The sequence below is a fragment of the Apibacter mensalis genome (genome assembly GCF_001418685.1).
GTDB classification, from domain to species: Bacteria; Bacteroidota; Bacteroidia; order Flavobacteriales; family Weeksellaceae; genus Apibacter; species Apibacter mensalis.
On record NZ_LIVM01000003.1, the window covers coordinates 207748 to 222676 of the forward strand.

The following is a 14929-nucleotide window of genomic DNA, read 5'->3' on the forward strand; positions in this document are numbered from 1 at the left end:
TTATATTAACAAATAGATGAAAGGGCTTATTAAGTTTTATCATCCTGATGAAACCTTAGAATATCACATCAGGAAATGTTTTTGTAAGGTAGTTTTTCTTAACAAGAAGAATACTTTAGTAGTTGAAATAGAATCAGATGATGATTTAGATCACGTTGAGGAAGATTCATACCAAAATGAGTACCCACAAGTGTCTTTTTCCATTGAAGATTTTGAAATCCCTGTGAAAACTATCCAACAGCTATATGGGAAGTCATTTCAGATACCTTCTTATGATGAAAAGGAAAACGAAAATGGTGAGGTAGAGGAGTTATATTATACAAATCTGAATTTAAATGACGAAGAAGATTTAGAGACTGACAACAATGAATTGAAATTTGGAAAAGATGAACAGGGTAATTTAAAACTTATATGGCAAGGCTATTGTGAAGATTTCATTACACAAGAAGACCCATTACGGTTTAAGGTATCTTGCTCTTTTATAAACGATATTTTAGAAATAGACGATTAAATTGAATCATATAGAATGAAAAAAATAATAGTACTTTTTTATATTTTAGGATTTATTTCTTTTACCAATGCTCAAAGTTTTAAAGGCATGGGAGATCAAAAAGTACAGTTAGGAATTAATGCTTTTGGATATGGAACCGGAATTACTGGTTCGTATGATTATGGAGTTATGGATTGGCTTTCCATTGGTGCCGGTACAGATTTTTACTGGAGCGATGATGATGATAATTTTTTTATTTTTGGGCGGGCTAATTTTCATTTAAATGATATCTTAGGGCTCCCACAAAATATGGATTTATATCCCGGCATAAATATAGGTGGAAGAAATGAAGGCTTGGGTCTGGGTGTGCATATGGGTTATCGTTATTTCTTTGATGATAAATTTGGTGCTTTCGTTGAACTAGGTAGCCACGGTTCTTTGGGAATTATTTTAAATTTATAAAAATATTTAGAATATTAATTTAAGAAATTTTAATAAATAATATTCCTTTTCTGATGAAATTTACTACTTGCTTTTATTCAAAATAACGAAAAAAAGGATCCGTTGCTAACTCTAACATATTTTTATCTCCTTTACTGTCTCCAAAAGCAAATATTTTGATAAATTTAGCTAATTGAATTTCACTAATAATTCTAACTGCTTTCTGTTCATAATTACAATTAGGTGTTGCAAATTTTCCGGTAAAAACTTCATTAATAAATTCTGCTTCGGTAGAAATCAAACGTAACCCTAAATATTTTGCAAAGGGTTCAACCCATAGGTCAAGAGAAGCAGTAACGACGTATTTATTAGGTTCGTTCGACAATGCTCGTATATATTCTAATGCTTTAGGTCTAATAAGGGTGTTTTTCCTACATTCAAAATAATATTGAACTAATTTCTTTATTTCTGAACGTGTTTTACCCTTTAGAAATTGAGAAATAAATCTTTGTTTAATTTTTCCTGCATCAAATATTTTGAATCTTACTAATATAAATAAAGGAATAAATTTTATGAAAATTTTCTTATACTTGAGAGGAAAAGAAACTTGTAAAAAGTCGAATAAGGTGTCTTTGTTTGTTATGGTTCCATCAAAATCAAATAAATATAAACAATTATTTTCCATCTTTTTTAATAAAATAATATTTTTGAAATAAATAATAATTCTGCTTATCTTTTTCGAAATCTTCTATCGAAATATTCCGTGCATTTATCCCATATTCCTTAAAATAAAATTCCTCACTGTCATAATCAACTTTTATGGGAATTATTTTATCACCAAAACACTTTTTTAACATAGTTAAACATTTTCTTTTTTCGTAACTATTATATATTGTTTTACTATAATTATATCCACCAATTATAAAAGTCATAATTACAACTAAAACCAAACTAATTTGGCTAATAACTTTTAGTATTGCATTACCCAAATAATAACTTACAAAAAAAATAAAAATAGGAAAAATCCATAATTGAGGTATAAAACGAGCCCACCACGCCCCTTGTATGAAGGGAATAATACTAAAAAAAATAAATAGAGTAAATAATATTATTAAGTTCATCTGATCTTTTTTTAAATAAAAAAACATCGTAATAAACAAAATAATTGCAACAATGAAAAATCCACTAAACCAGAACCCCAATCCTGAAAGTCTGGCACAAGCAATAGATGAATATTTTATCTCATAAAATTTAAAGGAAAATGGTATTTTAAACTCTTCAATATTTTCATTTATTGTGTTATTTGACCAAGAATGTGGTGCATGATTAACCCTATAGAAAAGAGATTTAAAAGCCGCAATGATTGATAAATTTCCTTTCAAAGATGGAGGTCTTTGATGCTCAATAATATCAATTTTATTTTTTCCAACAACAGGATATATAGGATTTCCTTTTCTAAGTAAATTTTCTCCAAAAGGGTACCATGAAACAATTCCTATCATTATTCCTGATACTATTAATAATTTAAAATTATGTTTAATTTCTTTAATCCTTTTCGCACTTAATAAGTACATAAAGTAAAAAAAGAACAGGCATATTACTAAAACAAATGACGTCAACTTTATATTAACAAATAATACAATTATCATTAGTAATGTTAAGTCTATGTAAGGCCACTTCTTATCAAAGGATTTTAATATTAAAAGTGATAAACATATTAATAATGACAAGTAAATTATACCATCTACATAAAAGGTAAATATTTGATTAATTACAATAGGATTAACATGTAAAAACAAGGTAAATACTATTGAAAATATATTTCTGTAAAATATTTTCTTGATACTTAAGTATGTAAAACTTAAAGATGATAATAAAAATAAAAAATTAATAATTTTAGAAGATTCTATATTACCCGTTAGACTGTACACAGAATATTGCGAAAATTCTATTCCTTTTACATAATGATTATATACATATTGAAATGGAATATTCTTTGTCATTTCTTCATGTATTGGATTCCATTTTTTACTTATTTCCAAAATAATACCTTTATGGTAAAGCATGCCGTCCTGACTAAAATCAATCATAAAGCTATTGATTAATAATGTTGTTAATATAATAGCAATAAAAAATAGCATAATACCATTTACTTTGCTTATTGGAAATTTAAATAAGGCTAATAAATATGATATAAGTATGGATAATGGAAAAACAAATAAGACAAACTTTAACTTAAAGATTAAACATAAATCTATAAATAAAAAGTTAAAAAATAAAGTTGATATACATAAAAAACCAGTTAAATATATATCAATTTGTTTAAAAGAAAAATATGATATAATGTTTTTCATTTGTTTAACATATCATAAATTACATTTTTAATTTTTTAAATATAAATTCCGGAATATTCTTTACTACAATCATTATGTATCTCCAGATCCCAGTAATATATACTTTATTTTTTTTCTTCTTATATGCTTTATAAATTAGGTCAGCAGCTTTGGACGGTGAAGAAGTCAACAGCTCAGGTAAATCCATTTTTAAGGTCATCTTGGTATTCATAAAACCGGGAACAACCGTCATAACATGAACATTTTTATGATAAAGATAATTACGTAAACCATCTAAATAAACCATAAATCCCGCTTTTGAACTTCCATATATAAAATTACTTTGTCTACCACGAAGTCCGGCAACTGATGATAATCCAATTATAGTTCCGGATTTATTATTTTCAAACTTTTGTGCAAAATAATTTATTAATGGAACCAGATTGGCGTAATTAATAGTAAGGATTTTTTGTGTATTAATCTCATCGTATAATCCCTCTTCTGTATTTTTACCTAAAAAGCCTATTGCACAAAACAAGAGATCTGAATCGATTTTATCAAATACAGAATAATCAAAATCTCGGGTTAGATCAAAATTTATAATCTCTGAATCTTGTTCAAACTTTACTAAGATATGCTTTGACAATCTTTGGGTTTCTTCTGGATTTGAAGTTATTAAGTATATTTTGGGATACCGGTTTTTATTTTCAAATAATAATTTATTGATGAATGCTTGAGAAATATCTGAAGTTGCTCCTAGAATTATCATTTTATTTAAGAATTGTATAATATTAAACTTTTATTTATAATTGTATTGTCTTTTAGGGTGTATTTAATATCTGGATTAATTGATCTGACAATATTAGCATTTATATAGCCTGATTGCAAATAAGGATGAATATATTCTATCTTTTTATTTAGTAACGGAACACTATAAGCGGTATCACTTAAAAAATATTTCAGATTTTTTCTTTCTTTAAAAACCTTCATCACCCTTAGTCTGTAGGATAGATAATTTACAGGAGATTTTAGTAGATACATGGTTTTAATCACCAAAAATAAAATGGTAATTATAAAAATATAATATAATTTATTTAAATATATTTTAAAAAATAATATTAAAAACGAAAAATAAAAACAAAAAAATGTCGGAGCCAACATTTTTGTGTTTAAAGATTCTATTCCCTGCGTATATTCTGAATCAAACATCCAAGTAAAATATACACATGCAATGGTAAGTAACAATTGATTAAATGAATTTATCTTAGCATTAAATGACACTCGGTAAAACCAAACATAGGACATTAGAAAAAATAAGCCTATAAGTACTATTCCTATCATTATAAAAAAAATTATGGATACCGATTCAAGTATTTTAATTGAAAATATAGGATTAACAACACTTAATGTTCCTAATAAATTCTCTAGGGTGTATTTCCCTATATTGTCCAACGCGGGTGCAAATCTATGTACACTCAAAAAACTTCCCAATCCAATGTAATTATAGAGTAAATATATGTATATGCTTAACGAAGATAATAATAAATAATAAAAATAATTCTTGGATATAAGCTTATATCTTAAAGTATAATAGAAAAAGTAAATTAATATAACTACAAGACCATATATGCTAATGTATCTTACCACAGTTAGATATACCGTAACTATAACTACCGAAATATAATTTTGAATCTTAGTTCGTTTTCAGTTAAAAATTTACTCAAATAATAAATTAAAAATTTAAATGTAACTAATATTGCTGTTTCTTTAAAATAAAACTTTTTAACACAGGAAAAGAACATAATAACTACAAAACTTAAACAACTAATAAATCGTTAACTGAAATAAAATTCGTTTGAAAATAAACATCAAATTTTTAATAATATAGGATCTCCTATAGGAAATAAATTAATTTTACAATTCGGAATATCTTTAGCTATTTCAATGCAAGAAATCGTTTTAGAAGTAATACTATCATATGGCCTCAATAAAGGTATTATAGCGATGTTTAAAAGTGAAATTATGATGAGAATCCAATATTTTATTATTTTATAATCAGTCACTATTAAGATAAATAATTATCGATTCTCTTTTGTTGTAAAGAGTCAAATTTACCTGTTTCGGGAACTTTTACATAATCTATAAGAGTTTTTTTTGACATGGAATCTTTTGCTAAATAAATTCTTCCCCCATAATGTTCTACTATTTCATCCAATTCCTTAACTAAAAAGGATAATTTTTTATTGATTTTAAAATCTAATGCTAAGCTGTATCCATCTATAGGAAATGAATTATGAGCTTTTAAATCACCTTTTTTATATAATTTTAAAACAGCAAGGAAAGAACCTTGACCGCTTTTTGCTATTGTTTTTAAAATTTCTGTCATCCCCTCTTTACCAACCTTTTTAGGAATTATAAATTGATATTGAATAAATCCATTTCTACCATAGATCCTATTCCAATTATTAATAGCATCCAGTGGGTAGAAAAAAGTATCATAGTCAACTATATTACTTACAATTTTTTTTCTTTGTTTAAAATAATATAAAAAATTAAATGCCTTTACTGACCATGTATTCAATATAAATGAGGGAAAATCAAAAGGAACATTTAATTTAAATTTTTTCTTAGGTTGCAATGGTTTTCCTTTCCATTGGGTAGGTAATTCTGACAAGGTAGCATGCTCCCCCACCATCAATATAGATCTTCCCATTCGTTTGCCTTTTTGCAAGCAATCAATCCACGCAACACTATAGGTCCAGTTTTCACATTCTTCGAAAAATTTAAATATTTCTTCAAGGTTTTCTGCTTTTAAAACCTTTTGTTTGATATAAGCGGTCTGTATTCTTTTTAAAGTAAATTTAGCAGAAATTATGACTCCTGTTAACCCCATGCCTCCAATAGTATTCCAAAATAAATCCGAATTTTCTTCACGTGAACATTTTTTTATTTCACCATCTTGGGTAATTATATTAAAATTAACAAGATAATCTCCAAAACAACCTTCTGAATGATTATTTTTTCCATGAACATTGGCCCCTATAGCACCTCCAACAGTTATTAATTTAGTTCCGGGTGTTACGGGTAAAAAATAACCTTCCGGAACAATTACATCAAGAATATCAGACAATATAACTCCGGATTCACATTCAAAAACACCCTTTTCCCTATCAAAAGATAGAAACTTATTTAATCGTAATGTAGATAAAATGTTATCACTATTTAATGAATTATCACCATAGGACCTTCCATTTCCTCTAGCAATAATAGAATTGCTTTTTTTTATTATTTTTTCTATTTCCTTTAAGTCTGATGTTACATGAAAATTAGTTTTAACTACCGGATACTTTCCCCAGTTTGTTACATTTTTTTTATTTTCAGTATCATTCATAATTTTAATTTAAATATTTAAGAACAAAAATCATTGCTAACCAAGCTGCTAAATCTATTTGAAGAAATAAATCTTTATATAGAACTTTTGTAGGAGATTCAGTTTTATTATATACAAAGGTTAATTGTAAATATCTTAGAATGCCTATTACTACAAATAAAGCAGTATATACTATATAGTCATGGAAATTCTTTTTTATCACAGGATCTAATGTATACATAATGTAACACATTATAAAACATGTTGAAACAACTGTAATCGAAATATCTACCAATTGAAGATTATATCCATCTAATGCTTTTCTTGTTTGACCCGTTAATTGTACGTTTACCAATTCCCCCCTTCTTTTGCCTAAAGCCAGAACCAAGGCTAAAAAAAAGGTAACTAAAACTGCCCAAACAGATATGGGTAATCCTGTTGAAAAACCACCCATATAAATTCTTAGCAAAAAACCTATTGAAATAATTACTACATCTATAATTGCAATATGCTTTAATTTAAAACTATAAGCTAAATTCATTATAAAGTAAAGAGTTATGATTAATATTACTCCCCATGAATGAATAATCAAGCCCATAAAATAGGCAGCAATGATTAAAAGCAGAAAAACAATAAATGCTTGATTAACTTTTATTTTTCCAGCTGCTAAAGGCCTATTTTTTTTTTCAGGATGCATTTTATCCTTTTCAATATCTGTACAATCGTTAATTATATATATGGAACTTGCTATGAATGAAAACGAAAAAAAGGCAATTATTGAATTCAATACTAAATGTAAATCCAATAATTTACCTGCAAAAAAAATAGGAAGGAATACAAAAATGTTTTTAAACCATTGCTTGATTCTTATTAACCTTAAATAATCCACTATATGAATTTGAAATTATAATTTATAAAGATATGACATTTGTGCTAATTTTAATGATCTTCCCATAAGCTATTAAATCATTATTTTAAAAATTTAATGATAATTGTTCTGGTAATAACTTAAATGACTTTCTATGTAGGTAAGTGATCCCAAATTTTTCTATTGCCTGTCTATGAGCAATTGTCGGATATCCCTTATTATTTTTCCACCTATAATTAGGAAATTCTTCATGGAATTTATTCATTAGGCTATCTCTATGGTTCTTAGCTAAGATTGAGGCAGCAGCAATATTCAAATAGTTAGCATCACCCTTTATCGCACAAAAATGCGGTATTTCTTTATATGTATTGAACCTATTCCCATCGACCAGCAAAAACTCAGGCACTACTTTTAATTGATCTACAGCCAAATGCATCGCTAAAAAACTTGCATTTAAAATATTTATTTGATCAATTTTTTGAGGATAAACTTCTGCAATTGCCCAATCAATTGCATTTCGTCTAATAATTATATCTAATTCTTTTCTTTTTTTTTCACTTAATTGTTTGGAATCATTGATCTCATTGTTAAAAAAATCTTCGGGAAGTATAACCGCGGCCGCAACTACAGGACCGGCCAAGCAACCCCTTCCCACTTCATCTAGAGCAGCTTCAAATTTGTATTTAGAATATTTTATCTTCATTTAGAATATTCTTCGAATTAAACGTAATTGATGAGTATATTTATTAAGATCCGAATTAAAAATTCCTGTATAATCTAAATTATCTATACGTACTTTTCCATGAGCATGAAGTATTTTTTGATCAGTAAGTATAAACCCTACATGTACAATTCTTCCTTCCTGGTTTTCAAAAAAAGCAAGATCTCCCGGTTCTGCTTCTTCAATAAAGCTTAAAACCTTTCCTTCTAATGCTTGTTGACTAGCATCTCTAGGTAATCTGTAGCCGGCTAATTTATAAACCATTTGTACTAATCCACTGCAATCAATCCCATATGTTGTTTTTCCACCCCACAGATATGGAGTATTAATATATTTAAAGGCTAACTCTAAAATTTGTTCTTTTTTTTGTTTTCCTTTTATTAAAACCCCTTCAATTAAAAAATGTTTATTGGGGGCTAATTCAAAAACATTGTCAATAATTGACCCATGAATTTCTGCCCCAATGGTAACCGGAAAAGGCTGATTATTTAGAATTAAAAGGCTAAAAGGCTCTGAAATATAGGAATTATCTTGAGAAAAATTAGTAAACTCTGTTTCACTGAGAAATGAAATTTGTTTATAATCTACCCATCCTTCATAGCCATCAAAAAAAATTTTAATTTTAACCCATTGCTGTTTTACTTCTATAATCTCACATAGTTCACCAAATAACAACTGAGTAACCATTTCAGAAGAATCATAGGGTTCTTTTCGTACCGGAGCAACACTTACTTGGCAAATAGATTTACTCATAAATGCAAATTTATTTTTTTCTAATAATACTTATACCATCTCTGATAGGTAAAATTATTACCTCTAGAGATGAGTCTGATCTGATATATGAATTAAATTCCCTTATACTTTCCGTTTTTTTATCTTTGAAATTCCCAACAACTTTTCCTTTCCATAAAATATTATCTGCAATAATGATCCCTCCTGAACGTAATTTAGGCTTTAACATCTCCACATATTTATTATAATTCTTTTTATCGGCATCCAGAAAAACCATATCAATTTCTTCATTAATTCGTTGTATTACATTGATGGCATCATCTAGAATAAAATTAATCTTTTTATAAAATTCAGACTTTTGAAAATATTTTTTAGGTATATATGCCGTCTCATAATTATTATCTACCGTAATTATCTTTCCTGATTCCGAAAGCCCCTCAGCTAAACACAAGGTTGCATATCCAGTAAAAGTACCGATTTCTATTATTAAACGAGGAGATATTAATTTTGAAATCATACTCAACAATCTTCCTTGTAATAAACCTGATAACATATGGGGCTGTGTAGTTTTTAGAAATGTTTCTCTCCTTAATTCTTTTAATAAAGTTGGCTCTTCAGAACTGTTTTTTTCTATATAATCTTCAAGTAAAGGGGTTAATTCCATTATTTTATACTATTCTTTTACAAATATAATCCGTTTTAAAAAAAACGTTAACATTAAAAATCATTTTATCCAAATAAATTATTTTACCATCTTAACTTTATAATATTTATAATCACAAATTAATATTAACTATTATAAAGTTCATTATAAACAAAATTATTTTCTCAAAAAATAAATTTAATAAAATAAACAATATAAACTATTAACATTAATTATACTATATATAGGGGTTAAAATGAATTGTACATAATTAATAAATTAAAAAAAGCCGAAAAAGCCAATCTAGAAAAGGGATTGAGTGAATTTTTAAAATATTGGCTAGAAAAATGAAATGTACATTTACTACTATTTTACTACCATTTTAACCACCTAATAAACCCGTAAGGTTAATAATAGCCTACTTACTACTACAAAGTTACTAAAACCCTTTTAAAAGCAAGTATAACGTATATATTACAATTAGAATGAGTATGATATTTCATGCTCATTTTTTGTATGTATTAATTTTGTTATAAAACAATAAAAAATAGTTGGGTATGCAGTTGGGTAGTCAGTTGGGTAGTCAATCATGATGTTAAAATAATCAATTTATAAACATATAATTACTTTTTAGCGTTAAAAATACAACTAAAAAACAACAATAGGGCATATATATTCCACAAAAACAATAATATAAATTTTGGTTAAATAATATGACAATCAGTACTTTGAGTGTAAATATGCAAAAAAAACGTGTGTTTTCTTATCTTAATAATTGATATAAAAATTGTTTAATAACTACTTATTTATTTTACTTATTGTTTCCAATGGTTTTGCGACAGTAATATCCTTGACAATATTAAGAGAATTGATTTCTTTTTTTAACGCTTCATTTTCCTGCTCTAACTTGTTTATTTTATAATCTTTAAGTTCCAAACTTTCTTTTAAAGCATGTATAGTATCTTTTAATATAGATATAATTTCAGTATCCTTATTTTTCTCAGCACTATACTCTACCTGAGGCTCTTCAAACTTATATAGTTTTTTATCATTGTGACTTTTCAACATATTCCCTTTTCCCGTTAAAAGCCATTCAGGGTTAATATCTAAACAATTGTCTAATATTTTATTAAGAATACCTTCCCCTAAATCTGATTTTCTTTTTAACTGAATGGCTATATATCCATTAGAAAGATTATTTTTTTTCTCAAATGAACTATTATTAAGTCCCTTATAATCAATATATTGCTTAATTCTATTTATGGCCTTCATAATAAAACATTAAAATATTGTCTAAATATTTATTATATTTAGACTATTGTTTATATATTTGTAACAACATTTATACAAAGTTATGAAAAGAGCGAAGGATGTTAATAAAAACGCACAAAAAATACAATATGGTGATTTTGTAACCCTATCAGAAATGTTGGGATGCACCAGTCAGGCAGCTCGCATGAGATATGAAAGAGGAGATAAAAAAGCTAAAGAAGCATTAAGTATTATTATAGAAACCAGAAGAAAAATAATCAAAGAATATAAATTACAAAATCAATAAGATACGATTAAGCCGGTATTTAAAAAAATAAAAATGGAAGTATACGAATTCTATAACAATAAATGGGGAGTGCTATCAAATTGGCTATTTGAAAAGTCTGGTATTTTACTGAAAACTACTTATAAGACTTTAACCAGAAGAAAACACTTAATCCTTTTACGCAAGGGAGGTAATGGCCGTACAGCTCTAGTAGAATTTGATAGTATGCGTTCTGACATTAAAGAAAAAGTAATTTCTCTAGCCGGAGACCCTTATAAAATTGGTAAAAAATATTCATTCATTGAGTATTTAGAAAAAGATGATAATGCAGAAAAATATTACAACGAGTATATATTGGAAAGCGGGGAATTTCTCCCGGAAAACCGAAAACTTGAATACACCAACAACGCTTCCATATTAAACACAATTTCCAAAATTATAAATGATACCCTTATACGTAGAAGAGCCTTAGGCGGTAATCAAAAAAAAATATGGGAAAATATAGCAGAAATCATAAAAAATTTAGATAAAAGTAAATGGCCGCATTCTTTACCGGAAAATTACCGCCGTTTACGAGAACGATTAAAATTATATCAAAACCACGGATATCAAATCTTAATACATAAAAACTATTGTCATACCAACAGCCAGAAATTAACAGAATCCTCCAAGTTATGGTTATTAGCCAAATGGAGCAACCAAGTAGAACGTATTACTAGCGTTGCGCAATTACATCATGAATATAATCAGTTTGCCTTGCAGGAAGGTTTAAAACCCGTGGAAGAAAAAACCATTTACAACTTTATATATGATGAAGAAGTTATGCCCCTGTGGTATGGTCATAAATTCGGAGAACTTAAATACAAAGAAAAATACAACTACCAGCAAAAAACTAAATTACCAACATTAAGAGATTCGCTCTGGTACAGCGACGGAACTAAATTAAACTTTTTTTACCTCACAGAAGACGGCAAAATGGAAACCATATCAGTATATGAGGTTATGGATGCTTACAGTGAAGTTTTGCTTGGATATCATATCAGTAAAGAAGAAAACTACCAAGCTCAATATTCGGCGTATCGGATGGCAATACAATTTTCAGGACATAAACCTTATCAAATAGGTTTCGATAATCAAGGTGGCCATAAAAAACTCGAAGTTGGTAATTTTTTAAATAAAATAGCTCATTTAACTATAAAGACACAACCATACAACGGTAAATCAAAGACTATAGAAAACGCATTTTGTCGTTTGCAAACTCAACATCTTGCCCGTTATTGGTTCTTCACCGGGCAGAACATACAGGCTAAAAAAGAAATATCCAAGGCAAACATGGAATTTATTTTAGCTAATAAAAGCAGCCTTCCTTCTCTTGATGAAGTAAAAGAAATTTACAAAAAGGTACGGGAAGAATGGAATAATTCCCCACACCCCATAAGCGGAAAAACCCGTAAGCAAACCTATTTAGACAGCCAAAACGAAAAAGCGCCTAAAATAGAAATATGGGATATGGTTAATTGCTTCTGGGTGGAAAGAAAGCAACCGGTTAAATGGTCTTCTTTCGGATTTTCCTTTACTGAAAAAAAGGTAAGCTATGATTATTTTGTTTATCGTGAAGATGGACTGCCTGATCTGAATTTTCACGAAAAAGCCGTCGATCAATCTTTCTACGTAAAACACGATCCGGAAGATATGAGCATGATTTATTTATACCAGAAAGATACGCAAGGACAATTACGATTTGTTAGAGAGGCCGTTTTAAAAACCGAAATACACCGAGGAAAGCAAGAACAAGAAAAAATCGAGGCGGAATGGATTAAAAAGGTACATAATCAAAATAAGAATAAGCGTATACAACGAAGAGATGAGATGGATGATATCCTTAAAAATTTCAATATGGATGCAGAGTCCTATGGATTGGTTAAACCAAATTTAAAAGGTTTAGAAAATTCCAAGGTTGGAAGAAAACGTAAAAAGGTGCAAAGTGAAGACATAGGAAGCTGGCAGAAAAAAGAAAGCGGGTATACCGCAGTAGAAGATGTAAGAGAACTTTATTAAATAAAAAAATCCCCCTAAGGGGAACATAAAAGCAAACAAAAATATGAATAAAGAAGAAAAAAAACAAATTGTTATCAAGCTGGGAGAGCTGGTAAAATTAAAGGGATCGCAAAATAAACTTGCAAATACTTTAAAAATCAGTTCTGCAACCTTATCGCAAATGCTTAATGGGAATTGGTCCCTTATAAAAGACGAAATGTGGCGGGATGTAGCTGCGCAAATCGGTATTAAAAGGAATAATTGGAATATTGTTGAAACAGCTAATTTTAAAAAACTACATACCCTATTTCAAGATGCCGTGGAAGATTCCCAAGTCTTTGCGGTTATAAATTCGGCGGGTAGCGGCAAATCAGAAACGGCAAAAGCATTTGTTGAAAATACACCTAATACCTATCTCTTACAATGTAATGAGTATTGGAATAGAAAATATTTTTTAGCTGAATTATTGACCGCATTAGGTAAGGATTACAGCGGACTAACAACTGCAGAAATGATGATTGAGGCTGTACGTATTTTACAAAAAAAATATAAACCGGGTTTGATTCTGGATGAAGCCGATAAATTAAGTGATCAAGTTCTTTACTTTTTTATTGCGCTCTATAATCAATTAGAAGATCATTGTGCCATTATCTTAATGGCGACCGATCACCTAGAAAAAAGAATAAAAAGAGGTTTAAAATTAAACAAAAAAGGCTATAAAGAAATTTTTAGCCGAATTGGCAGACGTTTTGTCGATTTTGGAGGAATTAATGCTACCGATGTTGCCTCTATATGCTTAGCTAATGGGATAGAAAATAAAAATCATATTAAAGATATATGGCGAGATAGTGAAGGGGATTTGCGAAGGGTGAAAAGAAAAATATATGCTATAAAAAAGATAAATAAAGATACTGAATGAAACGAGCAATATCCATCCATGAGATTTATACTAAAAAAAGAAAAGTATTACCATTTGATGGGATATGGGAAGCGCATATCGGAAAACCCGAATTAAAAGGCAGTTGGATTATTTGGGGAAATTCAGGAAATGGAAAAACCGGCTACGCAATACAATTAGCAAAATATCTTACACGGTTTGGCAGAGTAGCTTACAACGGCTTAGAAGAAGGAAACAGCGAGTCCTTTGCAGAAGCTTGTAAAAGAAATAATATGGATAAATGCAAAAGAAGATTTGTATTAATTGAAGATAGTATAGAAGAGCTGGATAAACGGTTAAATCTACACAAGTCACCGGATATAATAATAATCGATAGTTTACAATATTCGGGAGTTAATTATACAGCTTATAAAGAATTACTAAAAAAATACCCGAACAAATTATTTATATGGATTTCACATGCGGAAGGACGTAATCCTGAGGGACGTGTAGCAAAAAAAGTAAGATATGATGCCTTTGTTAAAATTTATGTTGAAGGATATATAGCAAATGCTGTAAGTAGATATGGAGGAAAGGAAAGCTATATCATTTGGGAGGAAGGTGCAGCTAAATATAGTTTAACAATTGAATAATCTTAAAAAAACAAATAAAAACACAAACATATGTTAAACATAAGACAAAAATGGATTAAGGAATATAACCATTTATATGACTATAACGGAGCATGGATAATAAGCGAAAATGACGGATTTCGTACTCCTATAGCTATAATTCCAGAACCTATAGGAATGAAAAGTTTAAAACAAGCACAAAATGCAAGGCTTATTGAAAAAACACCTGAGCTATTAGAAATTGTTAA

17 protein-coding genes are annotated in these 14929 nt (G+C 28.5%); 7 read left to right on the plus strand and 10 right to left on the minus strand.

Annotated elements, in window-relative coordinates; all coding sequences use genetic code 11:
- Positions 1 to 16: 16 nt before the first annotated feature.
- Positions 17 to 511, plus strand: a complete 495-nt coding sequence (locus ASC36_RS03400) for a hypothetical protein (RefSeq protein ID WP_055425087.1) — start codon at positions 17 to 19, stop codon at positions 509 to 511.
- Between the two features lie 15 nt (positions 512 to 526).
- The gene (locus ASC36_RS03405) at positions 527 to 952 is read left to right on the plus strand and encodes a DUF6646 family protein (protein WP_055425088.1); all 426 of its coding nucleotides are present in this window, start codon (positions 527 to 529) and stop codon (positions 950 to 952) included.
- 73 nt (positions 953 to 1025) lie between these two features.
- On the opposite strand, the gene ASC36_RS03410 is transcribed toward ASC36_RS03405, so the two are convergent.
- From ASC36_RS03410 to ASC36_RS10900, 10 genes are all read right to left on the minus strand, one after another.
- The gene (locus ASC36_RS03410) at positions 1026 to 1616 is read right to left on the minus strand and encodes an HAD-IB family phosphatase (RefSeq protein WP_055425089.1); all 591 of its coding nucleotides are present in this window, start codon (positions 1614 to 1616) and stop codon (positions 1026 to 1028) included.
- Entirely contained in the window at positions 1606 to 3021 is a 1416-nt protein-coding gene (locus ASC36_RS03415; protein ID WP_141656188.1) for a hypothetical protein, read from the minus strand. Before ASC36_RS03415 ends, ASC36_RS03410 begins: the two co-directional genes overlap by 11 nt.
- A gap of 283 nt (positions 3022 to 3304) precedes the next feature.
- On the minus strand, positions 3305 to 4033 hold the full coding sequence (locus tag ASC36_RS03425) for an SDR family NAD(P)-dependent oxidoreductase (RefSeq protein ID WP_055425092.1): 729 nt from the start codon (positions 4031 to 4033) through the stop codon (positions 3305 to 3307).
- Between the two features lie 5 nt (positions 4034 to 4038).
- Positions 4039 to 4755 (minus strand): hypothetical protein, encoded by a 717-nt coding sequence (locus tag ASC36_RS03430; RefSeq protein WP_055425093.1) that lies wholly within the window; start codon positions 4753 to 4755, stop codon positions 4039 to 4041.
- Positions 4756 to 5329: 574 nt separating this feature from the next.
- Entirely contained in the window at positions 5330 to 6655 is a 1326-nt protein-coding gene (locus tag ASC36_RS03440; RefSeq protein WP_055425095.1) for an FAD-binding oxidoreductase, read from the minus strand.
- A 4-nt stretch (positions 6656 to 6659) separates the two neighbouring features.
- Complete coding sequence (locus ASC36_RS03445; protein WP_055425096.1) at positions 6660 to 7526, minus strand: decaprenyl-phosphate phosphoribosyltransferase; 867 nt, start codon at positions 7524 to 7526, stop codon at positions 6660 to 6662.
- An 82-nt stretch (positions 7527 to 7608) separates the two neighbouring features.
- Positions 7609 to 8205: a ribonuclease HII gene (locus ASC36_RS03450; protein ID WP_055425097.1), complete on the minus strand. Its 597-nt coding sequence runs from the start codon at positions 8203 to 8205 to the stop codon at positions 7609 to 7611.
- Positions 8206 to 8976: a C40 family peptidase gene (locus tag ASC36_RS03455; RefSeq protein WP_055425098.1), complete on the minus strand. Its 771-nt coding sequence runs from the start codon at positions 8974 to 8976 to the stop codon at positions 8206 to 8208.
- A 10-nt stretch (positions 8977 to 8986) separates the two neighbouring features.
- A complete protein-coding gene (locus ASC36_RS03460) occupies positions 8987 to 9619 on the minus strand; it encodes an O-methyltransferase (RefSeq protein ID WP_055425099.1) in 633 nt (210 codons plus the stop codon).
- Positions 9620 to 10396: 777 nt separating this feature from the next.
- Positions 10397 to 10870, minus strand: coding sequence for a hypothetical protein (locus ASC36_RS10900; protein WP_055425100.1), 474 nt, complete (start codon positions 10868 to 10870; stop codon positions 10397 to 10399).
- A gap of 82 nt (positions 10871 to 10952) precedes the next feature.
- Between ASC36_RS10900 and ASC36_RS03470 the strand changes: the two genes are divergently transcribed.
- The 5 genes from ASC36_RS03470 to ASC36_RS03490 all read left to right on the plus strand — a co-directional run.
- On the plus strand, positions 10953 to 11156 hold the full coding sequence (locus tag ASC36_RS03470; RefSeq protein WP_055425101.1) for a hypothetical protein: 204 nt from the start codon (positions 10953 to 10955) through the stop codon (positions 11154 to 11156).
- A gap of 33 nt (positions 11157 to 11189) precedes the next feature.
- The gene (locus ASC36_RS03475) at positions 11190 to 13193 is read left to right on the plus strand and encodes a hypothetical protein (RefSeq protein WP_055425102.1); all 2004 of its coding nucleotides are present in this window, start codon (positions 11190 to 11192) and stop codon (positions 13191 to 13193) included.
- A 43-nt stretch (positions 13194 to 13236) separates the two neighbouring features.
- Positions 13237 to 14091, plus strand: a complete 855-nt coding sequence (locus ASC36_RS03480; protein ID WP_055425103.1) for an AAA family ATPase — start codon at positions 13237 to 13239, stop codon at positions 14089 to 14091.
- The gene (locus ASC36_RS03485) at positions 14088 to 14702 is read left to right on the plus strand and encodes a P-loop NTPase family protein (RefSeq protein ID WP_055425104.1); all 615 of its coding nucleotides are present in this window, start codon (positions 14088 to 14090) and stop codon (positions 14700 to 14702) included. Before ASC36_RS03480 ends, ASC36_RS03485 begins: the two co-directional genes overlap by 4 nt.
- A 30-nt stretch (positions 14703 to 14732) precedes the next feature.
- On the plus strand, positions 14733 to 14929 hold a 197-nt coding region (locus ASC36_RS03490; RefSeq protein ID WP_141656189.1), incomplete at its 3' end, for a hypothetical protein.

Coding starts and splice junctions, on each gene's coding strand:
- ASC36_RS03400 (WP_055425087.1), top strand. CDS start 17: ATGAAAGGGCTTATTAAGTTTTATCATCCTGATGAAACCTTAGAATAT.
- ASC36_RS03405 (WP_055425088.1), top strand. CDS start 527: ATGAAAAAAATAATAGTACTTTTTTATATTTTAGGATTTATTTCTTTT.
- ASC36_RS03410 (WP_055425089.1), bottom strand. CDS start 1,616: ATGGAAAATAATTGTTTATATTTATTTGATTTTGATGGAACCATAACA.
- ASC36_RS03415 (WP_141656188.1), bottom strand. CDS start 3,021: ATGATTGATTTTAGTCAGGACGGCATGCTTTACCATAAAGGTATTATT.
- ASC36_RS03425 (WP_055425092.1), bottom strand. CDS start 4,033: ATGATAATTCTAGGAGCAACTTCAGATATTTCTCAAGCATTCATCAAT.
- ASC36_RS03440 (WP_055425095.1), bottom strand. CDS start 6,655: ATGAATGATACTGAAAATAAAAAAAATGTAACAAACTGGGGAAAGTAT.
- ASC36_RS03450 (WP_055425097.1), bottom strand. CDS start 8,205: ATGAAGATAAAATATTCTAAATACAAATTTGAAGCTGCTCTAGATGAA.
- ASC36_RS03455 (WP_055425098.1), bottom strand. CDS start 8,976: ATGAGTAAATCTATTTGCCAAGTAAGTGTTGCTCCGGTACGAAAAGAA.
- ASC36_RS03460 (WP_055425099.1), bottom strand. CDS start 9,619: ATGGAATTAACCCCTTTACTTGAAGATTATATAGAAAAAAACAGTTCT.
- ASC36_RS10900 (WP_055425100.1), bottom strand. CDS start 10,870: ATGAAGGCCATAAATAGAATTAAGCAATATATTGATTATAAGGGACTT.
- ASC36_RS03470 (WP_055425101.1), top strand. CDS start 10,953: ATGAAAAGAGCGAAGGATGTTAATAAAAACGCACAAAAAATACAATAT.
- ASC36_RS03475 (WP_055425102.1), top strand. CDS start 11,190: ATGGAAGTATACGAATTCTATAACAATAAATGGGGAGTGCTATCAAAT.
- ASC36_RS03480 (WP_055425103.1), top strand. CDS start 13,237: ATGAATAAAGAAGAAAAAAAACAAATTGTTATCAAGCTGGGAGAGCTG.
- ASC36_RS03485 (WP_055425104.1), top strand. CDS start 14,088: ATGAAACGAGCAATATCCATCCATGAGATTTATACTAAAAAAAGAAAA.